The organism is Serratia sp. 14-2641, from assembly GCF_001692375.1.
Classification (GTDB): Bacteria; Pseudomonadota; Gammaproteobacteria; order Enterobacterales; family Enterobacteriaceae; genus Chania; species Chania fonticola_C.
Genome location: NZ_LXKR01000028.1, coordinates 457,367 through 483,334, shown reverse-complemented (window position 1 = coordinate 483,334; position 25,968 = coordinate 457,367). Strand labels below are relative to the sequence as shown.

The 25,968-nt window shown below is 56.0% G+C and carries 23 protein-coding genes; 14 read left to right on the top strand and 9 right to left on the bottom strand.

Annotated features, from left to right (window positions below):
• From mlaD to murA, 5 genes are all read left to right on the top strand, one after another.
• Nucleotides 1–549, top strand: a complete 549-nt coding sequence (gene mlaD / locus A6U95_RS12715; RefSeq protein WP_024483710.1) for an outer membrane lipid asymmetry maintenance protein MlaD — start codon at nucleotides 1–3, stop codon at nucleotides 547–549.
• Nucleotides 550–563: 14 nt separating this feature from the next.
• Nucleotides 564–1,193 carry a phospholipid-binding protein MlaC gene (mlaC, locus tag A6U95_RS12710; RefSeq protein WP_065684741.1) on the top strand — a complete coding sequence of 210 codons (630 nt, stop codon included), beginning with the start codon at nucleotides 564–566 and terminating at the stop codon, nucleotides 1,191–1,193.
• Nucleotides 1,193–1,495, top strand: coding sequence for a lipid asymmetry maintenance protein MlaB (mlaB, locus tag A6U95_RS12705; protein ID WP_024530624.1), 303 nt, complete (start codon nucleotides 1,193–1,195; stop codon nucleotides 1,493–1,495). Before mlaC ends, mlaB begins: the two co-directional genes overlap by 1 nt.
• A 155-nt stretch (nucleotides 1,496–1,650) precedes the next feature.
• Nucleotides 1,651–1,905: a BolA family iron metabolism protein IbaG gene (gene ibaG, locus A6U95_RS12700; protein ID WP_021180689.1), complete on the top strand. Its 255-nt coding sequence runs from the start codon at nucleotides 1,651–1,653 to the stop codon at nucleotides 1,903–1,905.
• Between the two features lie 53 nt (nucleotides 1,906–1,958).
• Entirely contained in the window at nucleotides 1,959–3,218 is a 1,260-nt protein-coding gene (murA, locus tag A6U95_RS12695) for a UDP-N-acetylglucosamine 1-carboxyvinyltransferase (protein WP_021180688.1), read from the top strand.
• 56 nt (nucleotides 3,219–3,274) lie between these two features.
• On the opposite strand, the gene degS is transcribed toward murA, so the two are convergent.
• The 3 genes from degS to zapG all read right to left on the bottom strand — a co-directional run bounded on the left by degS (nucleotide 3,275) and on the right by zapG (nucleotide 6,394).
• On the bottom strand, nucleotides 3,275–4,333 hold the full coding sequence (gene degS / locus A6U95_RS12690; protein ID WP_065684740.1) for an outer membrane-stress sensor serine endopeptidase DegS: 1,059 nt from the start codon (nucleotides 4,331–4,333) through the stop codon (nucleotides 3,275–3,277).
• 89 nt (nucleotides 4,334–4,422) lie between these two features.
• Nucleotides 4,423–5,796 carry a serine endoprotease DegQ gene (gene degQ / locus A6U95_RS12685; RefSeq protein WP_065684739.1) on the bottom strand — a complete coding sequence of 458 codons (1,374 nt, stop codon included), beginning with the start codon at nucleotides 5,794–5,796 and terminating at the stop codon, nucleotides 4,423–4,425.
• A gap of 199 nt (nucleotides 5,797–5,995) precedes the next feature.
• Nucleotides 5,996–6,394 carry a Z-ring associated protein ZapG gene (gene zapG, locus A6U95_RS12680; RefSeq protein ID WP_021180680.1) on the bottom strand — a complete coding sequence of 133 codons (399 nt, stop codon included), beginning with the start codon at nucleotides 6,392–6,394 and terminating at the stop codon, nucleotides 5,996–5,998.
• 231 nt (nucleotides 6,395–6,625) lie between these two features.
• Here zapG and zapE point away from each other — a divergent pair, with 231 nt between their 5' ends.
• The 5 genes from zapE (at nucleotide 6,626) to sspB (ending at nucleotide 10,427) form a co-directional block, all read left to right on the top strand.
• Entirely contained in the window at nucleotides 6,626–7,756 is a 1,131-nt protein-coding gene (zapE, locus tag A6U95_RS12675; protein WP_065684738.1) for a cell division protein ZapE, read from the top strand.
• A gap of 295 nt (nucleotides 7,757–8,051) precedes the next feature.
• A complete protein-coding gene (rplM, locus tag A6U95_RS12670) occupies nucleotides 8,052–8,480 on the top strand; it encodes a 50S ribosomal protein L13 (RefSeq protein ID WP_021180678.1) in 429 nt (142 codons plus the stop codon).
• 15 nt (nucleotides 8,481–8,495) lie between these two features.
• Nucleotides 8,496–8,888, top strand: a complete 393-nt coding sequence (gene rpsI, locus A6U95_RS12665) for a 30S ribosomal protein S9 (protein WP_024483695.1) — start codon at nucleotides 8,496–8,498, stop codon at nucleotides 8,886–8,888.
• A 388-nt stretch (nucleotides 8,889–9,276) separates the two neighbouring features.
• On the top strand, nucleotides 9,277–9,918 hold the full coding sequence (gene sspA, locus A6U95_RS12660; RefSeq protein WP_024483694.1) for a stringent starvation protein SspA: 642 nt from the start codon (nucleotides 9,277–9,279) through the stop codon (nucleotides 9,916–9,918).
• Nucleotides 9,919–9,923: 5 nt separating this feature from the next.
• Nucleotides 9,924–10,427: a ClpXP protease specificity-enhancing factor gene (sspB, locus tag A6U95_RS12655; RefSeq protein ID WP_065684737.1), complete on the top strand. Its 504-nt coding sequence runs from the start codon at nucleotides 9,924–9,926 to the stop codon at nucleotides 10,425–10,427.
• A gap of 135 nt (nucleotides 10,428–10,562) precedes the next feature.
• On the opposite strand, the gene A6U95_RS12650 is transcribed toward sspB, so the two are convergent.
• The gene (locus tag A6U95_RS12650; RefSeq protein ID WP_065684736.1) at nucleotides 10,563–11,981 is read right to left on the bottom strand and encodes a glutamate synthase small subunit; all 1,419 of its coding nucleotides are present in this window, start codon (nucleotides 11,979–11,981) and stop codon (nucleotides 10,563–10,565) included.
• A gap of 11 nt (nucleotides 11,982–11,992) precedes the next feature.
• Nucleotides 11,993–16,453 (bottom strand): glutamate synthase large subunit, encoded by a 4,461-nt coding sequence (gltB, locus tag A6U95_RS12645; RefSeq protein WP_024530632.1) that lies wholly within the window; start codon nucleotides 16,451–16,453, stop codon nucleotides 11,993–11,995.
• Between the two features lie 695 nt (nucleotides 16,454–17,148).
• Here gltB and A6U95_RS12640 point away from each other — a divergent pair.
• The 4 genes from A6U95_RS12640 to mtgA all read left to right on the top strand — a co-directional run bounded on the left by A6U95_RS12640 (nucleotide 17,149) and on the right by mtgA (nucleotide 22,148).
• Nucleotides 17,149–18,075 carry a TIGR01212 family radical SAM protein gene (locus tag A6U95_RS12640; protein ID WP_024530633.1) on the top strand — a complete coding sequence of 309 codons (927 nt, stop codon included), beginning with the start codon at nucleotides 17,149–17,151 and terminating at the stop codon, nucleotides 18,073–18,075.
• Between the two features lie 114 nt (nucleotides 18,076–18,189).
• On the top strand, nucleotides 18,190–20,529 hold the full coding sequence (gene arcB / locus A6U95_RS12635; RefSeq protein ID WP_065684735.1) for an aerobic respiration two-component sensor histidine kinase ArcB: 2,340 nt from the start codon (nucleotides 18,190–18,192) through the stop codon (nucleotides 20,527–20,529).
• Between the two features lie 237 nt (nucleotides 20,530–20,766).
• Nucleotides 20,767–21,420, top strand: a complete 654-nt coding sequence (elbB, locus tag A6U95_RS12630; protein ID WP_065684734.1) for an isoprenoid biosynthesis glyoxalase ElbB — start codon at nucleotides 20,767–20,769, stop codon at nucleotides 21,418–21,420.
• A complete protein-coding gene (mtgA, locus tag A6U95_RS12625) occupies nucleotides 21,417–22,148 on the top strand; it encodes a monofunctional biosynthetic peptidoglycan transglycosylase (protein ID WP_065684733.1) in 732 nt (243 codons plus the stop codon). The genes elbB and mtgA overlap by 4 nt, the downstream gene beginning before the upstream one ends.
• A 206-nt stretch (nucleotides 22,149–22,354) precedes the next feature.
• Here the strand turns inward: mtgA and dolP are convergent, their stop codons facing one another.
• The 4 genes from dolP to A6U95_RS12605 are packed head-to-tail and all read right to left on the bottom strand — an operon-like array spanning nucleotide 22,355 to nucleotide 25,945.
• A complete protein-coding gene (dolP, locus tag A6U95_RS12620; protein WP_021180667.1) occupies nucleotides 22,355–22,930 on the bottom strand; it encodes a division/outer membrane stress-associated lipid-binding lipoprotein in 576 nt (191 codons plus the stop codon).
• Nucleotides 22,931–22,940: 10 nt separating this feature from the next.
• On the bottom strand, nucleotides 22,941–23,531 hold the full coding sequence (diaA, locus tag A6U95_RS12615) for a DnaA initiator-associating protein DiaA (RefSeq protein ID WP_025120033.1): 591 nt from the start codon (nucleotides 23,529–23,531) through the stop codon (nucleotides 22,941–22,943).
• A 51-nt stretch (nucleotides 23,532–23,582) separates the two neighbouring features.
• Nucleotides 23,583–23,936 carry a YraN family protein gene (locus A6U95_RS12610; RefSeq protein WP_024528160.1) on the bottom strand — a complete coding sequence of 118 codons (354 nt, stop codon included), beginning with the start codon at nucleotides 23,934–23,936 and terminating at the stop codon, nucleotides 23,583–23,585.
• Entirely contained in the window at nucleotides 23,933–25,945 is a 2,013-nt protein-coding gene (locus A6U95_RS12605) for a penicillin-binding protein activator (RefSeq protein WP_065684732.1), read from the bottom strand. Before A6U95_RS12605 ends, A6U95_RS12610 begins: the two co-directional genes overlap by 4 nt.
• Nucleotides 25,946–25,968 lie beyond the last annotated feature (23 nt).

The window sequence follows — 25,968 nt, the reverse complement described above, 5'->3', positions numbered from 1 at the left end:
ATGCAAACGAAGAAGAGTGAAATCTGGGTTGGGGCGTTTATGCTGATTGCGCTGTGCGCCATCATCTTCCTCTGCCTCCAGGTGGCCAATATTAAATCGATCGGTAATGAACCGACTTACCGTATCTACGCCACCTTCGATAATATCGGTGGTTTGAAAGCGCGTTCACCCGTGAAGATTGGTGGGGTGATGATTGGCCGGGTTGCGGCTATCTCGCTCGACCCGAAGACCTACACGCCACGAGTGGCGCTGGATATCCAGCAACAATACAACCAGATCCCGGACACCAGCTCGCTGGCGATCCGCACCTCTGGCCTGCTGGGTGAACAGTATTTGGCGCTGAACGTCGGTTTTGAAGATCCCGAGATGGGCACGACTATCCTTAAGGATGGAGGGACCATTCAGGACACCAAATCAGCCATGGTGCTGGAAGACTTGATCGGCCAGTTCTTGTACAAGAGCGGTGGCCAGGATAGCCCGAATTCACCGGATGGCACCGCTGCTGCTCCGGCACCGGATGCCGCTGCGCATTCCGCTACAACTCATTAATCGAGGAAACCTGCATGTTTAAACGTTTTTTAATGGTTGCCCTGCTGGTAGTTGCTCCGCTAGCTAATGCGGTCGATCAGACTAACCCATACAGCCTGATGCAAGACGCTGCGCAGAAAACCTTCACCCGCCTGAAAAGCGAGCAGCCAAAAATCAAGCAGGATCCCAACTACCTGCGCACCATCGTGCATGAAGAGCTGATGCCGTTCGTGCAGGTGAAATATGCCGGTGCGTTGGTACTGGGCCGTTACTACAAAGACGCTACGCCAGCCCAGCGTGAAGCTTATTTCAACGCCTTCCAGGCCTATCTGGAGCAGGCGTATGGTCAGGCGTTAGCCATGTACCAGGGCCAGACCTATCAGATCGAACCGGAACAGCCCCTGGGCAATGCCGATATCATCGCGATCCGCGTGACCATCATCGATAAAGGTGGCCGTCCGCCGGTGCGTCTGGATTTCCAATGGCGCAAGAATAGCAAAACCGGTTACTGGCAGGCATATGACATGATTGCCGAAGGCGTCAGCATGATCACCACCAAGCAGAATGAGTGGGCATCGACTCTGCGCCTCAAAGGCGTAGACGGCTTGACCCAGCAGCTGCAAGCGGCCGCCAAACAGCCGATCACCCTGGATCAGAAAAACTGATGGCCGCAGCGCTGAGCTGGGTATCACAACAGCAAACGCTGGTACTGAGCGGCGAGCTGGATCGTGAGACGTTATTGCCGCTGTGGCAGCAACGTGAGACGCTGTTGGCAGATAAAACCGTGATTGATGTGGCTCAACTGCAGCGCGTGGACTCTTCCGGTCTGGCCCTGCTGCTGCATTTACGTGAGCAACGGAGCCAGCAGGGAATTGAGATAAAAATTTCCGGCATCACCGATCGGCTGCAAACGCTGATCACGCTCTACAATTTGTCAGCAATAATGCCTGTCGAAACCGCTAGTTAGCCACATTTATGGCTGTTCGACCGGGAAAAATCAGTTAAAGGCCCCTGTTGCTCAGGGGCTTTTTCTTTGGTTTAAGAAAGCGGCGGATTCCACTAAGATAGACGCCAAGAAGTCGCCCCGGGTGACTATGATCCTTCGATGCAGAATTGGATACTATGGAAAATAGCGAAATTAAAGACGTGCTGATGAAGGCGTTGGCACTGGAAGAAGCGCATGTGACCGGCGATGGCAGCCATTTTCAGGTGATCGCCGTGGGTGAACTGTTCGCCACCATGAGCCGCGTCAAGAAACAGCAAGCCGTTTATGCGCCGCTGATGGAATACATCGCGGACAACCGCATTCATGCTTTGTCGATCAAGGCATATACCCCAGAAGAGTGGCAGCGGGATCGCAAACTCAACGGATTTTAAGGCTGTTTGCCCAGCGGGCAGGCAGCTCAGAACAGATAACAGAGAGTAGTTAAATGGATAAATTTCGTGTGCATGGCCGGACCCGTCTTAGCGGTGAAGTGACCATTTCCGGGGCGAAAAACGCCGCCCTGCCGATCCTGTTTGCCGCCTTGCTGGCGGAAGAGCCTGTCGAACTGCAAAACGTCCCGAAGCTGAAGGACATTGACACCACCATCAAACTGCTCAGCCAGTTGGGTACCAAGATCGAGCGCAATGGCTCGGTCTATGTTGATGCCAGCGGCGTGAACGAGTTTTGTGCTCCCTACGATCTGGTGAAAACCATGCGTGCCTCCATTTGGGCATTGGGGCCACTGGTAGCGCGCTTTGGCCGTGGCCAGGTATCGCTGCCAGGTGGTTGTGCCATCGGCGCACGTCCGGTTGATCTGCACATTACTGGCTTGGAGCAGCTGGGTGCTGAAATCAAACTGGAAGAGGGCTACGTCAAGGCCTCTGTGGAAGGGCGCCTGAAGGGGGCACATATCGTGATGGATAAGGTCAGCGTAGGTGCGACCGTCACCATCATGAGTGCTGCAACCCTGGCGACCGGTACCACCATCATCGAGAACGCGGCACGTGAGCCGGAAATCGTCGATACCGCCAACTTCCTCAACACGCTGGGTGCCAAAATCAGCGGCGCGGGCACGGACAGGATCACCATCGAAGGCGTTGAGCGCCTGGGTGGCGGGGTTTACCGTGTGCTGCCAGACCGTATCGAAACCGGTACCTTCCTGGTTGCCGCTGCCGTTTCCGGTGGTAAGGTGCTGTGCCGCAATACCCGTCCAGATACTCTGGATGCGGTGTTGGCCAAACTGCGTGAAGCCGGGGCCGATATCGAAGTGGGTGAAGACTGGATCAGCCTGGACATGCATGGCAAACGCCCGAAAGCGGTAACCCTGCGCACGGCTCCACACCCTGGTTTCCCAACCGATATGCAGGCGCAGTTCAGCCTGTTGAACCTGGTAGCGGAAGGGACCGGTGTGATCACCGAGACGATCTTCGAAAACCGCTTTATGCACGTGCCTGAGCTGATCCGTATGGGCGCACACGCTGAAATCGAGAGCAACACCGTGATTTGCCACGGCGTAGAGCAGCTTTCTGGTGCACAGGTGATGGCGACCGATCTGCGGGCCTCTGCCAGCCTGGTATTGGCGGGTTGTATTGCCGAAGGCGTAACGGTGGTGGATCGTATTTATCACATCGACCGTGGCTACGAGCGCATTGAAGACAAACTGCGTGCGCTGGGTGCCAATATCGAACGTGTGAAAGGCGAGTAATCGACAGTTTTATCCTTTTTGTGCGAATAAAGCCCGGCTTGCCGGGCTTTTTGCTGTCAGTTATTATCTTCCGGGAACTCACCCACCGCCATATGCAGCGTAATACGTTGCCCATCGCGCAACACCACCACCGGGATCTCCGTCCCAGGGCGGATCTCCGCCACCTGGTCCATCGTCTCCAATACCGACACCGCCGGTTTGTTATCGACGTTAATGATGATGTCATTAATACGGAACCCGGCATTGGCGGCTGGGCCGTTAGGGGTAATTTCTGTCACGATGATCCCCTGCAGGCGATCAATGCCGGTCGCCGAGGTGCGCACCGGGATAATCTCTTTGCCCTGAATACCAAAGTAGCCGCGGATCACCCGGCCATCACGGATCAGCTTATCCATGATCTTGGTCGCCAACTCTACCGGGATAGCAAAGCCTAGCCCCTCTGGCGTTTCGCCATCGGTGATCTTGTCATAGGTCAGCGTGTTGATGCCCATCAGCTCACCCAGGGAGTTAACCAGCGCACCGCCGGAGTTACCCCGGTTGATTGAAGCATCGGTTTGCAGGAAGGTTTGTCGCCCGGTAGTGCTCAGGCTGATACGCCCGGTGGCGCTGATAATGCCCTGGGTAACGGTTTGCCCAAGGTTGTAAGGGTTACCGATCGCCAGCGCCACATCACCGATGCGAGCGGGGCGTGCGGTATTGATTGGGATCACTGGCAAGTTGCCCGGATCGATTTTAAGTACGGCCAGGTCGGTCAGGCTATCGGAGCCGACCAATAACGCCTCATAGCGGCGACCATCTTGCAGTACGGCGGTGATCTGCTGGGCGTCTTTGATTACGTGGCGGTTGGTAATGATGTAGCCGCGATCGTTCATGATCACACCGGAACCCAGGGAGAGCACGTTGGTCGCGCCGCTGATGTTGCGGTTGTAGATGTTGACGACGGCAGGGGCAGCCCGGCGCACGCCGGTGTTATAGCTGGCCGGCGTTTGATCGCTGGTATTCTCAGATTTGCTGGCGAATATGTTATTGGCGGAACGCAATACGGGCAGGGCGGCCAGCAGTATACCGGCAACGACCAAACCAATAACAATAGAACGCAAGAGCTTAGCAAACATAGAGTTTTAGTTAGTGTTGGGGAAGATGAACGGAGGATAGCACGACTTAACCGGGCGCAGTATGCTGGCGCGCCCGGTTTCGCAACAAATTAACGCAGCAACAGATAAATGTTTTCGTCGCCACGTACGATGTTCAACGCCATCACCGCCGGTTTAGCCTCAAGCAGTTTACGCAGTGCGTTGATGTTTTCAACGCGCTGACGGTTGACGCCGATGATCACATCCCCTTTCTGCAGGCCAAACTGCGCCGCCGGAGTGCCTTTATCCACCTTGTCGATCTTCACGCCTTTATCACCGTTTGGCAGCGCACCGTTGGTGAGAGAGGCACCTTGCAGCGCAGGCGACAGCGTTTCGGCATTGGTTGATACGCTTTCGCTGTTATCCAGGGTGACGGCAACCTCCATGGGTTTGCCTTCACGCAGCAGGCCTATTTTAACGGTAGTGCCCGGTGCGGTGGTGCCCACTTTGGCACGCAGCTCGGCAAAGCTGCTGATCGGCTTGCCATCCAGGGAGACCAGAATGTCACCGGCTTTGATCCCGGCTTTGGCTGCGGCGGATTTTGGCATTACTTCACTGATAAAGGCCCCGCGTTGGGCATCCGTATTGAATGCTTTCGCCATATCGGCGGTCATTTCACTGCCTTTGATGCCCAGCAGGCCGCGCTTCACTTCGCCAAACTCAATCAGCTGCTTGCTCAGGTTCTGTGCCATGTTACTTGGAATGGCGAAGCCGATACCGATGTTGCCGCCGCCCGGTGCCAGGATCGCGGTGTTGATACCGATCAGCTCACCATTCAGGTTCACCAGCGCGCCGCCGGAGTTACCACGGTTGATGGAGGCATCGGTCTGGATGAAGTTTTCCAGCCCTTCCAGGCTCAGGCCGCTTCTGCCCAGTGCGGAGATGATGCCGGAGGTCGCCGTCTGACCAAGGCCGAACGGGTTACCGACGGCTACGGCGAAGTCGCCGACGCGCAGCTTGTCGGAGTCAGCGATTTTTACCGCCGTCAGGTTTTTGACATCGCTGACCTGCAGCAGGGCAATGTCAGACTGTTCGTCGCGGCCAATCAGCTTGGCGTCATATTCGCGGCCATCATTGAGCTGCACGCTGATCTTGTCGGCGTTGTTGATGACGTGGTTGTTGGTGAGGATGTAACCCTTCGCCGCGTCGATAATCACACCGGAACCCAGCCCTTCAAACGGGCGAGTGCTTTCTTTCGGTGTAGGCATGTTAGGGCCAAAGAAGAATTTAAACTGTTCTGGCAGCTGTGGCTGGCGCTGTACCTGAGTGCCTTCTACACGCACGCTAACGACGGCGGGCAGCACTTTTTCCAGCATCGGCGCCAGGCTTGGCAGCGACTCACCAGCAACGGCGGCAGGCATGGCTGCGTTAGCTGCAGGGACGGAGGCAAATGTCAGGCTAATGCTCATTGCTAATGCACTAAGAATTAAAGATCTTTTCTTCATTGGTTATAGCTCTCTCAAAATCTGCCGGTGAAATTTTTGACGATACTGCCATAGCAATACCATTTGTGTAGTGTAGGACAATGAATTTACGCGAAAAGTTCACTTAATCGTCAAGAGTAAGCATAGTCAGGGCGGGGAATTAGGGACGAACAAAGTGAACAACCCGTGGGGTCACCCCACGGGTCAGTATAACGGGGAATCAATTACCGCGTGGTGCGCCGCGCAGCAGGCCGGAGGCCCCTTCAGAATAGTCACGTGGCATTTCCACTGGCGCCTGATCGTTATCCGCTTCCGCTTCGGTCAGACGATAGCGGAACGGGTTGTCCTGCATCGGCAGATCCGGCAGCAGGTTATTGGAGCTTTTCGCCATATGTTGATACAGCTGGCGATAGTCGCGCGCCATGTTATCCAGCAGTTCGGCACTGCGGGCAAAATGGCCAACCAGCTCCTGACGGTACTCTTCAAGCTCGGTTTTGCTTTTATCCAGTTCGTTTTGCAGCACCTGTTGCTGACGTAATTTACTGTTACCAAAACGCATCGCTACCGCACCGATCACGATACCGACCACCAAACCAATCAGCGCATACTCCCAGGTCATGATGACTCCTATTTTGACTTCGTTGTTCCGCAGGGATTTTTTCACTTAATAATATCCACTATAACCGTTAACCTTGTCCGAGTGGAATCCTGATAAGCCAATACCTGCAGTTTGCAGGGGTTTTCTTGGGGTACAACGCCGATAAATGTGGCGATCAGGGTGCGAAGCGGCTGCCATCCGCCGCGAAAATCGGATAAATAAATTCTCAGCGTTGTTAGGGATTGCGAATACATGCAGGCACAGTCACCGTTATCACGCTACCAGCAGGCGCTGGATGCGGGGGAATATCAGGCCGATGCGGTTCAGCGCCAGGCCGTCACGCAGTTGGATCAGATCTATCAGGCGTTGCAGCAGCTCCCGGCTCCTGCCGCCGCTAATGCTGGCAAGCGCCGTAACCTGCTTAGCCGTTGGTTAGGTAAGAGTGAGGAAACCACCGCGCAGCGGCCGGTACAGGGGCTGTATATGTGGGGCGGCGTTGGCCGGGGTAAAACCTGGCTGATGGACCTGTTTTTCCACAGCCTGCCCGGCGATCGCAAACTGCGGCTGCACTTTCACCGCTTTATGCTGCGGGTGCACGAAGAGCTGACGGAGTTGCAAGGGCAGGAAAACCCGCTGGAGATCGTCGCGGACGGCTTCAAGGCGCAAACGGACGTGCTGTGTTTTGACGAGTTCTTTGTCTCCGACATCACCGACGCCATGCTGCTGGCAACGCTGTTGCAGGCGCTGTTCGCTCGCGGCATTACGCTGGTGGCTACCTCTAACATTATTCCAGACAACCTGTACCGTAACGGGCTGCAACGCGCACGCTTCCTACCGGCGATCGATTTGATCAACGAGTATTGCGACGTGATGAACGTGGATGCGGGCATCGATTACCGGTTACGTACTCTGACGCAGGCCCATCTGTATCTGACCCCGCTCAATCAGCAAACGCAGGACACGATGGATCACATTTTCCTCAAGCTGGCGGGCCACGCCGGGGAAGAAGCTCCGGTGCTGCAAATCAATCACCGGCCAATGCCTACCTTGCGTGCTGTGGAAGGGGTATTGGCGATCGATTTTCATACCTTGTGTGAAGAGCCGCGTAGCCAACTGGATTACATCGCATTGTCACGCCTCTATCACAGCGTAATGCTGTATAATGTGCGCATTATGGGGCCGCTGAAGGAAAACACTGCCCGCCGCTTCCTGGCGCTGGTGGACGAATTCTACGAGCGCCACGTCAAACTGGTGATCGCTGCCGAAGCTTCGATGTTCGAGATCTACCAGGGTGAACAGCTGAAGTTCGAGTTTCAGCGTTGCCTGTCCCGCCTGCAAGAGATGCAGAGCGAGGAGTATCTGAAGCTGCCTCATCTGCCGTAAACGGCGCCGGGCCTGGCTTTCAGGCCCAGTTTCATCCCCGGTTATCGTCGCCAAATCGGTCCCCTGCGTTAAATCCGTTTTCCCGGTAAAAACAGGTCGACCTTTGTGAGCGACTTCTCTATAATCTTGCGACCCCACGTTACAACAAAGTTTTTTTCCCAAAACTTTGTATAGTGCCGGCAATGGCTATTCGAAGGGGTAGGTTTGCTGGACTTGTATGGTCGTGTGAGCCTCAACTGTTTTCGAGCGTTGGGTGAACACCTACGTGTAACTAAATTATTGGGTAAGCTTTCTAATGAAAACTTTTACAGCTAAACCAGAAACCGTAAAACGTGACTGGTATGTTGTTGATGCAGACGGTAAAACTTTAGGCCGTCTCGCTACTGAACTGGCTCGTCGTCTGCGCGGCAAGCATAAAGCGGAATACACCCCGCACGTTGATACCGGTGACTACATCATCGTTCTGAACGCAGAAAAAGTTGCTGTAACCGGCAACAAGCGTACAGACAAGGTGTATTACCACCACACCGGCCACATCGGTGGTATCAAGCAAGCGACCTTTGAAGAGATGATTGCCCGCCGTCCTGAGCGCGTGATTGAAATCGCGGTTAAAGGCATGCTGCCAAAGGGTCCGTTGGGTCGTGCAATGTTCCGTAAACTGAAAGTTTACGCGGGCACCGAGCACACTCACGCGGCACAGCAACCGCAAGTTCTTGACATCTAATCGGGATTATAGGCAATGGCTGAAAATCAATACTACGGCACTGGTCGCCGCAAAAGCTCCGCCGCTCGCGTTTTTATCAAGCCGGGCAGTGGTAACATCGTTATTAACCAGCGCAGCCTGGAACAGTACTTCGGTCGCGAAACTGCCCGCATGGTAGTTCGTCAACCGCTGGAACTGATCGACATGGTTGGCAAATTCGATTTGTACATCACCGTTAAAGGTGGTGGCATCTCTGGTCAAGCTGGCGCTATCCGTCACGGTATCACCCGTGCACTGATGGAGTACGACGAGACTCTGCGTGGTGAATTGCGTAAAGCTGGCTTCGTCACTCGTGACGCGCGTAAAGTTGAGCGTAAGAAAGTCGGTCTGCGTAAAGCACGTCGCCGTCCGCAGTTCTCCAAGCGTTAATTTTTTCTGCTTCGGCAGGACGATTTACGCGAAAAACCCGCCTCTTTGGCGGGTTTTTTTATGCCTGCAATTAGATTAAAATTCATTAAAATCAGTGAGCTAGGTGATAAATCAACGCATAGCCACCACAAAACAGTCAAAATCTGGTAAACTATCATCCACTTTTGCGCCTGTTCGCCGTGCAGTGCTGTCAGTCTACCTCCGGGGCCGTTTTCCAGACCTAAGGTTTATCTGTGAGCTGCTGGCTTGCGGTCACGATTATTCAGGATAGCAGCCTGAGATACCCAATCAATTTCACGTCGCAGCCAGGCGGCAACAACGCAATGGCTCGTGGAGTGATGGGTATTTTGGCTATTCGCCGCATTTTCTAGATAACTTGGAGGTTTTCATGGCTGTCGCTGCCAACAAACGTTCGGTAATGACGCTGTTCTCTGGCCCGACCGACATCTTTAGCCATCAAGTACGTATCGTACTGGCGGAAAAAGGCGTCAGCGTCGAGATCGAGCAGGTAGAACCCGATAATCTGCCGCAGGATCTGATCGACCTCAACCCATACCAAACGGTACCGACGTTGGTCGATCGCGAGCTGACGCTGTATGAATCCCGTATCATCATGGAATACCTTGATGAGCGTTTCCCTCACCCGCCGTTGATGCCGGTGTATCCGGTGGCACGTGGTGAAAGCCGTCTGATGATGCTGCGTATCGAGAGAAACTGGTACACGCTGATGTACAAAATCGAGCAGAGCAACGGCCAGGAAGCTGAATCAGCACGCCGTCAACTGCGCGAAGAGCTGCTGGCGATTGCGCCAATCTTCGGCCAGACCCCGTATTTCATGAGCGAAGAGTTCAGCCTGGTAGACTGCTACCTGGCCCCGCTGCTGTGGCGTTTGCCGCAACTGGGTATCGAACTGAGCGGTGCCGGCTCCAAAGAGCTGAAAGGCTACATGACCCGCGTCTTCGAGCGTGATGCATTCCTGGCCTCTCTGACCGAAGCCGAGCGCGAAATGCGCCTGCAGACTCGGGGCTAAGCATCATGGATATGTCTCAGATGACCCCGCGCCGTCCTTATCTTTTGCGGGCATTCTATGACTGGCTGTTGGATAACCAACTGACTCCGCATCTGGTCGTAGACGTAATGCGCCCAGACGTGCAGGTTCCGATGGAATTTGCACGCGATGGTCAGATTGTGCTGAACATTGCTCCGCGTGCCGTAGGCAACCTGCAACTGGGTGACGACGAAGTGACCTTCAACGCGCGCTTTGGTGGCGTACCTCGTCAGGTGCTGGTGCCAATGGCGGCCGTGCTGGCGATTTATGCGCGGGAGAACGGGGCTGGTACCCTGTTTGAACCGGAAGCCAAGTATGAAGATGAAGGGGCTTTCGAAGGGCTGGAAGAGGTGTCTAGCCCAACGGGTAGCCTGATGTCAGTGGTTGATAGCGATCCTCAGGATAGCTTGGAAGACGATAACGGCCCTGATGATGAACCGCCTCAGCCGCCACGCGGTGGTGGCCGTCCGGCGTTGCGTGTCGTGAAGTAAGCTACGGCAGGCAGGGAAAAAGGTGCAACTCAGGTTGCGCCTTTTTTATTGCCTGTAGATCGGCAAGTTGGGTATCCGGAAGGTAAAAGCAAAGGGCCGGCATGCCGACCCTTTGGGAGAACGTAGAGGTGTAAATCACACTTCCAGATAACACATGATGCCTTCGGCAGCTTTGCGCCCCTCGGCAATCGCGGTAACCACCAGATCGGAACCGCGAACCGCATCACCACCGGCGAAGATCTTCGGGTTGCTGGTCTGGAAAGCATTATCGACCGATTCCGGTGCCACGATGCGGCCCTGCTTGTCCAACTGCACGTCGTGCGCAGCCAACCAGTCCATCTGGTGCGGGCGGAAGCCAAAGGCCATCACCACCGCATCGGCGTCGATCACGTGCTCAGAACCTGGCACCTGTTCGGCAACCTGGCGGCCATTGGCATCCGGGGCACCCAACTGAGTACGCACCATCTTGACGCCAGCGACGCGTCCCGCGCTGTTAAGCTCAATGCTCAACGGCTGCAGGTTGAACTGGAACTCGACCCCTTCCTCACGCGCATTCTTCACTTCGCGTTTGGAACCCGGCATGTTCGCTTCATCCCGGCGATAGGCACAGATGACCTGAGTCGCGCCCTGACGAATAGAGGTGCGAACGCAGTCCATGGCGGTGTCACCACCACCCAGCACCACCACACGCTTGCCTTCCATGCTGACATACGGCTCGTGCTGTTCTGGCTGGTAACCCATCAGCTGCTTGGTGTTGGCGATCAGGAACGGCAGCGCATCGTACACGCCCGGTGCCTCTTCGTTTTCCAATCCACCACGCATCGATTGGTAGGTACCTACGCCGAGGAACACCGCATCGTATTCGCTCAGCAGCGCATCCATGGTGATATCTTTACCGACTTCGGTATTGAGCTGGAACTCGATACCCATCTCGCTGAAGATGCCGCGGCGTTTTACCATCACCTCTTTTTCCAGCTTAAAGGCCGGAATGCCGAAGGTCAGCAGGCCGCCGATTTCCGGATGACGATCGTAAACCACCGCTTTGACGCCGTTACGGGTCAACACGTCGGCACAGGCCAGGCCCGCCGGGCCAGCGCCAATAACGGCCACCCGCTTACCGGTTGGGTGCACGTGGGACATATCCGGCTTCCAGCCCATCTCGATGGCTTTATCGCTGATGTAACGCTCGATATTGCCAATGGTCACCGCGCCAAACTCATCGTTCAGGGTACAGGAACCTTCGCACAGGCGATCTTGCGGGCAAACGCGACCACATACTTCCGGCAGGCTGTTGGTCTGGTGTGCCAGATCCGCCGCCTCCATGATGCGGCCTTCATTCGCCAGCTTCAGCCAGTTCGGAATATAGTTGTGAACCGGGCATTTCCATTCGCAATAGGGGTTGCCGCAGGACAGGCAACGGTCGGCCTGTGATTTCGCCTGGGTTTCCGAAAAGGGTTCATAGATCTCTACAAACTCAATTTTGCGGATCTTCAGCGGTTTCTTTGGCGGATCAACGCGCTGCAGGTCGATAAATTGATAAACGTTCTGACTCATTCAATGACCCCTTACTGCGCCTGAACCCGCAGCTCGGCTGCGGAACGACTACGGTGACCCAACAATGCTTTGACATCACTGGACTTCGGTTTGACCAGCGCAAACTTCGGCGCCCATACCGGCCAGTTAGCCAAGATCTCTTCTGCCCGTGATGAACCGGTCAACTGCACGTGTTCGGTGATCAAACCGCGCAGGTGCTCTTCATGGATCGCCAGTTGATCGACGTCCAGCACTTCCACCAGTTCCGGGTTGACGCGTTTGCGGAACTCGCCGTCTTCGTCCAGTACATAGGCGAAGCCGCCGGTCATGCCCGCACCAAAGTTGATGCCGGTCTTGCCCAATACGCAGACGATGCCACCGGTCATGTATTCACAGCCGTTATCGCCAATGCCTTCGACCACGGTAATTGCCCCGGAGTTACGCACGGCGAAACGCTCACCGGCACGGCCTGCGGCGAACAGCTTGCCGCCGGTTGCGCCGTACAGGCAGGTGTTGCCGATGATGCTGGCCTCGTGGCTGCGGAAGGCAGAGCCCACCGGAGGGCGCACGGCGATACGGCCACCGGCCATGCCTTTACCGACGTAGTCGTTGGCATCGCCGGTCAGGGTCAGCTCAACGCCGCCGGCATTCCACACGCCGAAGCTCTGGCCTGCGGTACCGGAGAAATGTGCCTTGATCGGATCGGCAGCCATCCCTTGGTCGCCATGCAGCGTGGCAATAGCCCCTGACAAGGTCGCGCCGACGGAACGATCGGTGTTACGGATATCGAAATAGAAGGTCTTGCTGTGCTTGGCCTCGATATGCGGTTGTGCCTGTGCCATCAGCTCCTTGTTCAGCACGCCCTGATCGAACGGCGGGTTGCTGCTTTCGGTGCAGTGCAGGGCTTTGCCCGCGTGTGGCGTGGCGGTTTTCAGCAACGGCGACAGATCCAGCTTGTTCTGCTTGGCGGAGATCCCGTCGAGCTCGGTCAGGAACTCGGTGCGACCAATCAGATCGACCAGTTGGCTGACGCCCAGCGTAGCCATGATCTCGCGGGTTTCCCGCGCGATGAACTGGAAGTAGTTGGTCACGCGTTCTGGCAGGCCGTGATAGTGATCGCGGCGCAGTTTTTCATCTTGAGTTGCCACGCCGGTCGCGCAGTTGTTCAAGTGGCAGATACGCAGGTATTTACAGCCCAGTGCGACCATCGGGCCGGTGCCGAAGCCAAAGCTCTCTGCACCCAGAATGGCAGCCTTAACAATGTCGACGCCGGTTTTCAGGCCACCATCCACCTGTAGGCGGATTTTGTGGCGCAGGCCGTTGGCTACCAGCGCCTGCTGGGTTTCCACCAGGCCAAGCTCCCACGGACAGCCAGCGTACTTAACCGATGACAGCGGGCTTGCGCCGGTACCACCGTCGTAACCGGCAATGGTGATCAGATCGGCATAGGCTTTCGCTACGCCGGTGGCAATGGTGCCCACGCCCGGCTCGGAAACCAGCTTCACCGAAATCATCGCCTTCGGGTTCACCTGTTTCAGATCGAAAATCAGCTGTGCCAAATCTTCAATCGAATAGATATCGTGATGCGGCGGAGGCGAGATCAGGGTAACACCCGGCACCGAATAACGCAGTTTGGCGATATACGGCGTGACCTTATCACCAGGCAACTGACCACCTTCACCCGGCTTGGCACCTTGGGCGACCTTTATCTGGATCACGTCGGCGTTTACCAGATAGGCTGGTGTCACACCGAAGCGGCCAGAGGCCACCTGCTTGATACGGGAAACCTTGTTGGTGCCGTAGCGCGCCGGATCTTCACCGCCTTCACCGGAGTTGGAGAAACCGCCCAGGCTGTTCATGGCAATCGCCAGCGACTCATGGGCTTCCGGGCTGAGTGCCCCGATGGACATGGCGGCGGTATCGAAACGTTTGAACAGCGATTCGGCCGGTTCAACCTGATCGACCGGGATCGGCGCGCCTTTCGGGGTGATCGCCAGCAGATCGCGCAGTGTGGCAATCGGGCGCTCGTTCACCAGCTTGGCATAAGCCTGGTAATCGCTGTATTCACCGCTGTGCACCGCTTTTTGCAGCGAGTTCACCACGTCTGGGTTATACGCATGGTATTCGCCATTGTGGACGAACTTCAGCAGGCCACCTTGATCCAGCGGCTTGCGTTTCAGCCAGGCGCGTTTGGACAGGTTTTGCAGATCTTGCTGGAAGTCGCTGAAGCTGGCACCGCCGATGCGGCTGACCACGCCCTGGAAACAGAGATCGGACAGGTCACGGTGCAGGCCGACGGCTTCAAACAGTTTGGAACAGCGGTAAGAGGCGATAGTCGAGATGCCCATTTTGGACATGATCTTGTACAGCCCTTTATTGATGCCGTTGCGGTAGTTGAGCATCACGTCGCGGTATTTCTTGTCGATCGCCTGGCTATCGACCAGCTTGGCCAGCGTTTCGTAGGCCAGATACGGGTAGACAGCGGTGGCACCGAAGCCCAGCAACACGGCGAAGTGGTGCGGGTCGCGGGCGCTGGCGGTTTCAACGATGATGTTGGCATCGCAGCGCAGGTTCTTGTCCACCAGACGGGTCTGGATCGCCCCCACCGCCATTGGCGCGGGTACCGGCAGACGCTGGTTGCTGATGGCACGGTCGGACAGTACCAGCAACACTGCGCCGTCACGGACTTTACGTTCCGCTTCATCGCACAGGGCATGGATGGTCTGCTCCAGATCCTGCTCCGCCGGATCGAAGGTCAGATCGAGGGTGTCGGCACGATAATATTCGCCTTCCAGCGTAGTGAGCTGCTTGAAGTCTGAATACAGCAGGATTGGCGATTTGAAGCTCAGGCGGTGGGCCTGGCCTTCGGCTTCGCAGAATACGTTCATCTCGCGGCCGATGCTGGTAGCCAGAGACATCACGTGGGCTTCACGCAGCGGATCGATCGGCGGGTTGGTGACCTGAGCGAACTGCTGGCGGAAATAGTCATAAATGATGCGCGGACGGCTGGAAAGCACGGCGAACGGGGTGTCATCACCCATCGAACCGGTAGCTTCCTGGCCGATCTCGCCCAGTACCCGGATCACCTGGTCCAGCTCTTCGCTGCTGTAGCCGAACTGCTTTTGGTAGGTTTCCAGCGTGGCGTCATCCAGCTCGCGGCTGCCCACCTGATCTTCCGGCAGGTCTTCGAACGGCACCAGACGTTTGACGTTCTTCTCCATCCACTCTTTATACGGGTGACGGCTTTTCAGATCGTTGTCGGTTTCGGCGGAGTGCAGGATCTTGCCGCTGCGGGTGTCGATCACCATCAGCTCGCCTGGCCCGACGCGGCCTTTTTCAATGACCTCATCCGGCTGGTAATCCCAGATTCCAACTTCCGAGGCACAGGTGATCAGCTTGTCTTTGGTGATGACGTAGCGCGCCGGACGCAGACCGTTACGGTCAAGGTTACAGGCGGCGTAGCGGCCGTCAGACATCACGATGCCCGCCGGGCCGTCCCACGGCTCCATGTGCATCGAGTTGAAGTCAAAGAAGGCGCGCAGATCGGTGTCCATATCCGGGTTGTTCTGCCAGGCCGGTGGCACCAGCAAACGCATGGCACGGATCAGATCCATACCGCCTGCCAGTAACAGCTCCAGCATGTTATCCAGCGAACTGGAGTCGGAGCCGGTTTCGTTAACGAAAGGCGCGGCGGCTTGCAAATCCGGGATCAGTGGGGTCTGGAACTTGTAGGTACGGGCACGTGCCCACTGGCGGTTACCGGTGATGGTGTTGATCTCACCGTTGTGCGCCAGATAGCGGAACGGCTGTGCCAAAGGCCAGCGCGGCACGGTATTGGTTGAGAAGCGCTGGTGGAACAGGCAGATGGCCGATTCCAGCCGCAGATCGGCCAGATCCAGATAGAAGCGTGGCAGATCGGCTGGCATGCACAGACCTTTGTAGATCGTCACCAGGTTGGAGAAACTGCACACATAGAAGCTGTCGTCCTGGACGCGCTTCTCGATACGGCGACGGGCCACAAACAGGCGGCGTTCCATATCGCGTGGACGCCAGCCCGCAGGGGCGTTCACGAAAATCTGTTCAATACGCGGCAGGGAAGAGAGGGCGATTTCACCCAGAACGTCCGGGTTGGTAGGAACTTCGCGCCAGCCGACGATCGACAGCGTTTCGTTCTGCAGCTCTTCTTCAACAATGCGGCGGCTGGCACGGGCTTCCTCTTCGTTCTGGCTGAGGAACATCATGCCAACGGCGTAGTTCTTGGCTAAACGCCAGCCGCGCTCTTCCGCCACCATGCGGAAAAAGCGATCGGGCTTTTGCAATAACAGGCCGCAACCGTCGCCAGTCTTGCCGTCAGCAAGAATTGCACCACGGTGTTGCATACGGGCCAGTGCGTGAATAGCGGTCCTCACCACTTTGTGGCTAGGTTCGCCTTCTATGTGGGCGATCAGGCCGAAACCACAGTTGTCCCTCTCATGGGATTTATCGTACAGCATATCAGTGAACCTCCCCAGGCTCTGTGTGACTCTTACAACCCACTGCGAAGGGCCTGCTCAATTTCAGGCAGAAGTCCAATCAGCAAGGTTAATATCGCCAATCTGCTTTTCCGCCCTCCATCAATGGCCTCTCGTGACGGTTCTCACAAGTGGTAAATGACTTGTTTTAAGAGGGAGTCTTAAATTACTGCATAATTATGACGAGACGTTTGCCCGTCCAGAAAGCTTCCAGCGGACCTCCAACTTAGCGAGAAAGAATACGCAGGTCAAATATGGGCTTAACAAGGTTTTTGATGGCTTGCATGAGGTTTATGATGATGAAAAATAAGTTTTTTCAGACCTTTTTGGCGCGATGGAAAGGCAGGGGAAGTGCCGCAAAAATGTGAGCTGTCTCACTATAGTGCAATGCCTGAATCTCTGCACCATGCTAGTGCTGGCGGCAATGCCAGAATTTTATTCTGGTAAATTTACATTTATTGTTGTTTATAACTATTTTTCATCGCTTTGTCATAAAGCTGTTAACAGTGCGCTGAGGATTAGAAACTTTCATCGAGATAAAAATGATTTTATTTGCACTAATAATGAATAGTTATGCCTACGGCGGCCTTTGGGGAAAAGCGTTGATCCCTGTCATCGCGGGAAAAGCCGTTTCTTATTAGCATAACGGCCTTCAAACACAGAGAGACACCAAGATTATGCAGTTGCCGCAATTAGTCAATATGTTTGGTAGCGATCTTCAGCGCCGTTATGGGGAGAAGATCCACAAACTCACGCTGCACGGTGGGTTTAGCTGCCCAAACCGCGACGGCACGCTGGGGCGCGGCGGCTGTACTTTCTGCAACGTGGCCTCTTTTGCCGATGAGCAGATGCAGCAGCAAAGCATTGCGGAGCAACTGGCCATTCAGGCGCAGAAAGTTAACCGGGCCAAGCGCTATCTGGCCTATTTCCAGGCCTATACCAGCACCTATGCCGAAGTCGAACTGTTGGCCAACATGTACCGACAGGCGCTGACGCAGGCTGAGATGGTGGGTATCTGTGTCGGCACCCGGCCAGACTGCGTGCCAGAGGCGGCGCTCGATCTGCTGGCAGGCTACCGTGAGCAGGGCTTCGAGGTGTGGCTGGAACTGGGGCTGCAAACGGCGCACGATAAAACGCTAAAGCGCATCAACCGTGGCCACAATTTCTCCTGTTACCAGCAGACCAGCCGCCTGGCGCGGGAACGCGGCCTGAAGGTATGCAGCCACCTGATCGTTGGCTTGCCCGGAGAGACTCATCAACACCATTTGGCCACGCTGCAAGCGGTGGCTGAGAGTGGGGTAGACGGCATCAAGCTGCACCCGCTGCATATCGTCACCGGTAGCACCATGGCACGAGCCTGGCAGGCGGGGCGTTTGCCTGAGCTGTCGCTGGAGGATTACGCATTCAGCGCCGGGGAAATGATCCGCCATACGCCGAAGGAGATTATCTACCACCGCATCTCGGCCAGCGCCCGTCGGCCCACCCTGTTGGCACCATTATGGTGCGAAAACCGTTGGAACGGCATGCAGGCCGTCGGCGGCTATCTTCAGCGGCATGGTGGCCAGGGTTCGGCTTTGGCCGCAGACCAGCAATACCTGCCTTAAAACCCCGTTCTCAGGTTACGAATTGCAACCATTCCCACAGTTCACAGTAAGGTTTCTTATCTTAACCGCATTTTACGGTATGATTTGAGAGATTATGTCTGTTGGGAATGGCTCATGAAGCAAATCCGGGTGTTAGCCCAGTACTATGTTGATTTGATGGTAAAACTGGGGCTGGTGCGCTTTTCACTGTTGCTGGCTTCAGCGCTGGTGATACTGGCGATGGTGGTGCAAATGGCGGTCACCATGCTGCTGCGTGGTGAAGTGGAAAGCATCGACGTGGTGCGCTCCATTTTCTTCGGCCTGCTGATCACGCCGTGGGCGGTTTACTTCCTTTCGGTGGTGGTGGAGCAACTGGAGGAGTCGCGTCAGCGCCTGGCTCGGCTGGTGGATAAGCTTGAGGAGATGCGCAATCGCGATCTCGCGCTGAACCAGCAGATGCAAGAGAACATCAGCCAGCTCAATCAGGAAATTGCCGACCGTATCAAGGCGGAGCAAGATCGCCAACAGGTGATGGATAAGCTGACCGAAGAGATGGAGCAGCGCGAACAGGCACAGGTAGAATTGGGCCAACAGTCGGCATTGCTACGCTCTTTCCTCGATGCTTCCCCCGATCTGGTTTACTACCGCAACGAAGAAAAAGAGTTTTCCGGCTGCAACCGGGCGATGGAGCTGCTGACCGGCAAGAGCGAAAAACAGCTGATCGGCCTGACCCCCTTTGATGTCTACAGCAAAGAGATCGCCGAAAAAGTCATCGAAACCGATGAGAAAGTTTTCCGCCACAACGTCTCCCTGACCTATGAACAATGGCTGGTGTACCCAGACGGTCGCAAGGCCTGTTTTGAACTGCGCAAGGTGCCGTTTTACGACCGCGTGGGCAAACGTCATGGGCTGATGGGCTTTGGCCGCGATATAACCGAGCGTAAGCGCTACCAGGACGCGCTGGAGAATGCCAGCAGGGAGAAGACCACCTTTATCTCAACGATCAGCCATGAGCTTCGTACGCCGCTTAATGGCATCGTCGGCCTGAGCCGTATTCTGCTCGATACCGAGCTGAACGATGAGCAATTGAAGTATTTGAAAACCATCCACGTCAGCGCCATCACCCTGGGTAATATTTTCAACGACATCATTGAGATGGATAAACTCGAGCGGCGTAAGGTCCAGTTGGACAATCAGCCGGTCGACTTTACCGGCTTCCTGGCGGATCTGGAGAACCTCTCCGGCCTGCTGGTGCAGCCGAAAGGGCTGCAGTTCGTGATGGAACCCGAGTTACCGCTACCGGAGAAAATCATTACGGACGGCACGCGCCTGCGGCAGATCCTGTGGAACCTGATCGGCAACGCGGTGAAATTCACCCAGCAAGGCCAGATCGTGGTGCGCGTCAGGCGCGAAGAGCAGGAACAGATCGTGTTTGAAGTTGAAGACTCAGGCATGGGGATCCCGCAGGATGAGCAAGACAAGATTTTCGCCATGTATTATCAGGTCAAAGACCAGAACGGCGGGCGTCCGGCGACCGGCACCGGGATCGGTCTGGCGGTCTCCAAACGGCTGGCGCAGAGTATGGGCGGGGATATCACGGTAAACAGCGTGCAAGGGCACGGTTCTTGCTTCACCTTGACCATCAAGGCGCCTGCGGTAGAGGAAGTGGTCAATGAGGTCCAGACGGTGGAAGAAATGCCGCTACCTGCGTTGCATATCCTGCTGGTGGAAGATATCGAACTGAACGTGATCGTGGCCCGTTCGGTGTTGGAAAAGCTGGGCAACAGCGTTGCGGTGGCCATGAACGGCCGCGATGCGTTAGCCATGTTCGACCCGGACGAGTTCGATCTGGCCCTGTTGGATATCCAACTGCCGGACATGAGCGGGCTGGATATCGCCCGTGAGCTGCGCGAGCGTTATGCGGGCCGCTCGCTGCCGCCGTTGATTGCGTTGACAGCTAATGTCCTGAAAGACAAGAAAGAGTATCTTGAAGCGGGCATGGACGATGTGCTGAGCAAGCCGTTGTCGGTACCGGCCTTGACCAAGATGATCAAACATTACTGGGATCATCAACCCCAACATACCACAAAGAAAACGGAGCAAAAGTCGATGCAGATTAATGAATCGTTATTGGATACTGCAATGCTGGAACAGTACATGGATTTGGTGGGGCCGCAGCTGATCCATCAGAGCCTGGCGATGTTTGAACAGGTGATGCCGGGGTATCTGGCGGTGCTGGATTCCAACATGACCGCGAAGGATGAGAAAGGGATCACCGAAGAAGGGCACAAAATCAAGGGTGCCGCTGGCTCCGTCGGGCTAAAACATCTGCAACAGCTGGCCCAGCAGATCCAGACGCCAACGTTACCAGCCTGGCAAGACAACGTACAGGAGTGGGTCGATGAGCTTAAGCAGGAATGGCGCAATGATGTGGCGGTGCTGCGAGCTTGGGTAGAGAACGCTGAAAAAAAATGACCCCAGCCGAGGCCGGGGTGCGCGAATATTGCGCCAACACCAGGGAAATCATTAACCTGCGTATTGGTTTTTAGCGTTCTGGTAGAGCAGGTGGTACAAAATTCGTATACATCATACAGCGAACAACATAGCAAATGTAAGCGCTCTTGTTAGAAGAATCATTAAAATATGTGATGTAGTTAGTATTTGTCGCCTCTGGGCCTGCCTTTGCCGGCGGTCCTGGCTGGGAGAATGTCGATGAAACAGGTCGCTGTAGTGCTGAGTGGTTGTGGTGTTTATGACGGGGTAGAAATCCATGAGGCGGTGCTCACCTTGCTGGCTCTGGATCGTGCCGGTGCGCAGGCGGTCTGCTTTGCACCCGATAAGGCACAACTGCATGTTATTAATCATTTATCCGGCGAAGAAATGCCAGAGAGCCGCAACGTTTTGCTGGAGTCGGCACGCATCGCTCGTGGCAAAATTCAGGCGCTTTCGCTGGCCGATGCCGAGCAGTTGGATGCCCTGATTGTGCCCGGTGGATTTGGTGCGGCGAAGAATTTGAGCAGCTTTGCCACGCAAGGGGCGGAATGTTCAGTAGATCCCGATCTGTCTAAGCTTATTCTGGAAATGCATAAGAGAAACAAACCAATGGGTCTTATGTGCATTGCTCCAACGCTGTTGCCGAAAGTTCTCGATCAACCGTTACGATTGACCATTGGTAACGATCCCGATCTGGGGGAAGTGATTGATGCCATGGGCGGTGAGCCGGTGATCTGCCCGGTAGATGACATCGTGGTTGATATTGAAAACAAGGTTGTCACGACCCCGGCCTACATGTTGGCCCAGTCGATCGGCGAGGCGGCGCAGGGGATTGATAAGCTGGTGTCACGAGTGCTGGATCTGGTGGAATGATAAGGTTTTCTCGTAAATCGTGGATTGTTCGCCTGTGGTTTTGGTTTAAGCGAGGCGTTCTTGCGGTTATTGGCCTGTGGCTGGCGGGGATCATTCTGTTCGCTTTTCTGCCGGTGCCGTTTTCTGCGGTGATGGTGGAGCGGCAGCTCGGTGCCTGGCTGAGCGGGGATTTCGGCTATGTGGCGCATTCCGACTGGGTAGCGATGGACGATATTGCCCCCTCGATGGCGCTGGCAGTGATGGCGGCAGAAGATCAGAAATTCCCCGACCACTGGGGGTTTGATGTTGCGGCCATTGAAAAGGCCATCAGCCACAACGAAAAGCGGCCAACGCGCATCCGCGGTGCTTCTACCCTTTCTCAGCAAACGGCAAAGAACCTGTTTTTGTGGGACGGGCGTAGCTGGGTGCGCAAAGGGTTGGAAGTTGGGTTAACGGCGGGTATTGAGCTGGTTTGGACCAAGCGGCGAATTTTGACGGTGTACCTGAATATCGTCGAGTTTGGTGACGGCATCTTCGGCGTGGAAGCGGCGGCTCAGCACTTTTTCCACAAGCCGGCAAGCCGCCTGACGGCGTCTGAAGCTGCCCTGCTGGCGGCAGTGCTGCCTAATCCGCATCGTTTCAAGGCCGGTGCCCCTTCGGGGTACGTGGTTCAACGCCAACAGTGGATTATGCGCCAGATGCGCCAGTTGGGTGGGGAAGGATTTCTTAAGGCCAACGATCTGAAATAATGCCCCCTCACCCCAACCCTCTCCCACAGGGAGAGGGAGCTGAACGGAGCGCGTACTTGCCCCGTGCGGCTTCGGAAAGTCGGGCGTAAGAAGAAAGATAGGTCATTACTCAGAAGAGGCAACGAACTCGATCGGTCCCCTCTCCCTGTGGGAGAGGGTTAGGGTGAGGGCAGCGGACAACGCCGATCTCACCCCGACTCACGAGATTATTTAACGTAGGTAAACGCTGTTGTCACGTGCTTCACGCCGCTAACCTGGCTGGCAATCTGCGCCGCAGACTGGCCTTCCTGCTGTGTCACCAAACCTAACAAGAACACTTCGCCGTTTTCGGTCGTGACCTTCACGTTCGAGGATTTGACGGTATCGCTGGTCAGGATTTGTGAACGCACCTTGGTGGTGATCCAGGTATCGGAAGAGGCGGTGCCCAGGCTGACCGGTGTGCCCTGGCGGATCTCGTTATACACTTCAGCGGCACCATCGACGCCAAGTGCGATCTGCTTCGCCCGGCTGGCGAGCTCGGTGGTAGGAGCCTGGCCGGTCAGCAGCACTTTGCCCTGATAGGCGGTAGCTACGACACGGGCTTCTTTCTTCAGTTGCTGATCTTTGCTGATGGCATTTTCGACCCGGGCTTCCAATGTGCCGTCATCGACCTGTGTGCCTACGGTGCGTGGATCGGTCGCCGTTTTGGTGGCAACCGCGGCGCTGCCAACGACAACGCCCGCGACGCAACCCTGCAGCAGTAGGGCGCTGAACAGCACTGCAAATGTGGCTCTTAGCTTCATCTCGGTTCCTCTAATCGTCCTGGTGGGGGAACAATGTGTTATCAATCAGGTCGCATAGGCAATTGACGGTAAGCATATGCATCTCCTGAATGCGTGCACTGCGGTGAGAGGGGATACGTATCTCCACGTCCTGCTGGCCAAGTAAACCCGCCAGCTCTCCGCCATCGTAGCCGGTAAGCGCAACAATGGTCATATCACGCGTTACCGCAGCTTCGACCGCTTTTACAATATCACGGCTATTGCCGCGGGTGGAAATCGCCAGCAGCACGTCACCGGCGTGGCCGAGTGCCCGCACCTGTTTGGCATACATTTCATCATGCAGACGATCGTTGCCGATGGCGGTCAGCACCACGTTATCGGCGTTTAGCGCGATCGCGGGCAGGCTAGGGCGTTCGGTTTCAAAGCGGTTGATCATGCAGGCGGCAAAATGCTGAGCGTTAGCCGCCGAGGTGCCGTTGCCACAGCACAGGATCTTGTTGCCGTTCAATAACGATTGAACCAGGGTCATCGCGGCACGGGATATCGCGTCAGGTAGGGCTTCCGCCGCCGCAATCTGGGTTTGGATACTCTCGGTAAAACAGACTTTGATTCTATCCAGCACGTTGTTTTAATCCACTAGGTCAAAGGGCCGGCATACACCGGTCAACAGGGTTTAATCCGCATTGAAGGCATTGGGTATCCATTCTAACTGGCTACCGGTAATGGCTAAAACATCAAAACGGCAAGATGATGTGTCAAAACTGGCTCCTCGCCCTGCCAGCCAAACGGCGGCGGCATGCAGCAATCGCCGTTGCTTGCGGTAAGTCACGCTGGCCGCTGCGTCACCAAAGGCGGCGTTGCGGCGGTAGCGGACTTCGACGAACACCCAGGTTTGACCATCACGCATGATGAGATCGAGCTCACCCCCACGTACCGCCACGTTGGCAGCGGTGAAGGTAAGCCCGGCGCGCTCCAGGTATTGGCGGGCCTGGATCTCATAGCCCGCTCCCTTGGCGCGTTGACTCAGGAGACCGGAACGACCGAGCCCTGGCGGTATTGCAGCCAAGTCAGTTTCCTGGTGATCACACAGTTAGGTGAAGATGTCAGCACACCCGTGGTGCCTGAAACCTGGAATCCTGGCAACTGGCGCATTTGAGCAAAGTGGTTGGCCAATGTCCAGGCATCCATCCCCATGGCGTAGAGACGCACCAGGGAGTAGTCGTTACGGAATTTGGCGGTGGCTTGCTGCTGCAACTGTGGATTGGCCCCTGCCAGCAGAGGAATATCACTGAATTGCAGGCCTTCCATTTCCAGGCGGAAGTCCGGGCCAGCGCCGGCCTGATAGCTGCGCGAGCTGGCAAACATGGCTGGTTTGCTACGAGAGCTGGTGGTCATGTCGATCATCGGCTTGATCAGCGTCAACTGGTCTTGCGTGGCGACGATATACACCGAGTCTACGCCGCCGCCTGTGGAGGCCGGGATATCGCTTGGTGGCGCTGGAATAGTCAGGCCAGCGATAGTCACCGACTGCTGCGCTGGAGCCTGTGAGGCCACCGGGGTGCCGCTCATGCGGATCCCACCGCTGTTGACCATCTGACGTAGCTCACCGGCAGAACCAATCCCTTGCTGCAGCACGGTCTGGCCACCGAGTTTCTGCCACTCTTCGGTGAAGGCTTTGGCAATGCGATCGCCAAACGCGCCGCGTGGCAGCAGCAGTAACGGCTGGCGTTTTTGCTGTTCCCAGATATGGCGGGCGGCGTCGCGGGCTTCATCCTCCGGTGACAGGGCGAAGTAACAGATATTCGGGCTGTCCTTTGGCTGCTCAGGCTGGTTGAGTGCCAGCACGTTCAACGTCGTTGAGGTGCTGGCGAGTTGATCAACTTCGGCCTTCAACAGCGGGCCCACGATCAGGGTTGCGCCATCCTGCTGGGCTTGAGCCAACAGCGCTGGCAGAGGCTGGCTGGTGGTGTCGTAGACCTTCACCTGCCCGCCGGTTGCCGGGGCTGGAGTGACGGGTACCGGAGCAGGGGTAGCAGGTTGTACTGCGGCTACCTGAGTTGCATCCGCCGCCGGGGCTGAAGTACTTACGGCACCGTTGGCATTGTCTGGCGTAGCTGCCACAGTCTGGTCTGGATTAACGGTTGGTTGCGGTGCCTGAACCGGCGCGGCGAGCGTTATGCCACTTTGCGCTGCGTTAAAGCCCTGTTGGATCGCATCGGCAAACACCTTGGCCTGGCCGTTCAGCGGCAGCAGCAGGGCGATATGCGAAGTTGAAGCCTGGGTGAAATTCAGCACCTGATTCAACTGCGTTGGCAGGCTTTTCGCCGCCGGATTCTGCGGATAGCGGTTCTGCCAGTCTTTGATCCCGGCCTTCAGCAGATCGGGATCCTGACGGTTGTCCTGATAGACTCGTAACAGATCCAGCCAACCTTGCAGCACGTTTTCGTTGGCGTTAATCACCAGGCTGTTCATGTCGGCCGGTTTCAGGCCAAGCAGCGTTTGCCAGGTTTTATCCAGGTTATCCTGATGAGCCTGGCCGCTTAGTAACGGCTCCTGGGCAATATAGGCGCGGATCAGCGGCAGTGAGGCTTGGCCCTGATTTGCCGCGATCTGCGCCTGATACAGGCGAACCAGCTGATTTGGTGACAGCGCGCTGCTGTCGATGTTATTCAGCGCATCGCGTGCTGCGCTCAAATTCTTGTTGGCCACCTGCAGTTCTGCGCTCAATAGCTGGTGCTCAAGCTGTTGTGTAGCCGTCAGGTTTTGCGGCAAGGTGCTCAGTTGCTCGTTGGCCTGCGGCAGCTTGCCTTCGCGAGTTAATGCGCGAATCGCAAGTAATTGCCAGTCAGCCTTGTTATCATCGCTGCTTTGCTGCAACTGCTGCAGATAGTAATCAGAGTTGGCACTGGCTTCGTCCTGGATATTTGAGGGCGGAGTTTGTGGAACCTGACTTGGACAACCAGCTAACAGCAAGGCTGCCAGTACAACAGGTACTAATCGCCCTGCTTTGGTACGAAGGAATGTTGAGGAAAGCATACTGTATCCAGTGATGTTTTTTT

Coding starts and splice junctions, on each gene's coding strand:
- mlaD (WP_024483710.1), top strand. CDS start 1: ATGCAAACGAAGAAGAGTGAAATCTGGGTTGGGGCGTTTATGCTGATT.
- mlaC (WP_065684741.1), top strand. CDS start 564: ATGTTTAAACGTTTTTTAATGGTTGCCCTGCTGGTAGTTGCTCCGCTA.
- mlaB (WP_024530624.1), top strand. CDS start 1,193: ATGGCCGCAGCGCTGAGCTGGGTATCACAACAGCAAACGCTGGTACTG.
- ibaG (WP_021180689.1), top strand. CDS start 1,651: ATGGAAAATAGCGAAATTAAAGACGTGCTGATGAAGGCGTTGGCACTG.
- murA (WP_021180688.1), top strand. CDS start 1,959: ATGGATAAATTTCGTGTGCATGGCCGGACCCGTCTTAGCGGTGAAGTG.
- degS (WP_065684740.1), bottom strand. CDS start 4,333: ATGTTTGCTAAGCTCTTGCGTTCTATTGTTATTGGTTTGGTCGTTGCC.
- degQ (WP_065684739.1), bottom strand. CDS start 5,796: ATGAAGAAAAGATCTTTAATTCTTAGTGCATTAGCAATGAGCATTAGC.
- zapG (WP_021180680.1), bottom strand. CDS start 6,394: ATGACCTGGGAGTATGCGCTGATTGGTTTGGTGGTCGGTATCGTGATC.
- zapE (WP_065684738.1), top strand. CDS start 6,626: ATGCAGGCACAGTCACCGTTATCACGCTACCAGCAGGCGCTGGATGCG.
- rplM (WP_021180678.1), top strand. CDS start 8,052: ATGAAAACTTTTACAGCTAAACCAGAAACCGTAAAACGTGACTGGTAT.
- rpsI (WP_024483695.1), top strand. CDS start 8,496: ATGGCTGAAAATCAATACTACGGCACTGGTCGCCGCAAAAGCTCCGCC.
- sspA (WP_024483694.1), top strand. CDS start 9,277: ATGGCTGTCGCTGCCAACAAACGTTCGGTAATGACGCTGTTCTCTGGC.
- sspB (WP_065684737.1), top strand. CDS start 9,924: ATGGATATGTCTCAGATGACCCCGCGCCGTCCTTATCTTTTGCGGGCA.
- A6U95_RS12650 (WP_065684736.1), bottom strand. CDS start 11,981: ATGAGTCAGAACGTTTATCAATTTATCGACCTGCAGCGCGTTGATCCG.
- gltB (WP_024530632.1), bottom strand. CDS start 16,453: ATGCTGTACGATAAATCCCATGAGAGGGACAACTGTGGTTTCGGCCTG.
- A6U95_RS12640 (WP_024530633.1), top strand. CDS start 17,149: ATGCAGTTGCCGCAATTAGTCAATATGTTTGGTAGCGATCTTCAGCGC.
- arcB (WP_065684735.1), top strand. CDS start 18,190: ATGAAGCAAATCCGGGTGTTAGCCCAGTACTATGTTGATTTGATGGTA.
- elbB (WP_065684734.1), top strand. CDS start 20,767: ATGAAACAGGTCGCTGTAGTGCTGAGTGGTTGTGGTGTTTATGACGGG.
- mtgA (WP_065684733.1), top strand. CDS start 21,417: ATGATAAGGTTTTCTCGTAAATCGTGGATTGTTCGCCTGTGGTTTTGG.
- dolP (WP_021180667.1), bottom strand. CDS start 22,930: ATGAAGCTAAGAGCCACATTTGCAGTGCTGTTCAGCGCCCTACTGCTG.
- A6U95_RS12605 (WP_065684732.1), bottom strand. CDS start 25,945: ATGCTTTCCTCAACATTCCTTCGTACCAAAGCAGGGCGATTAGTACCT.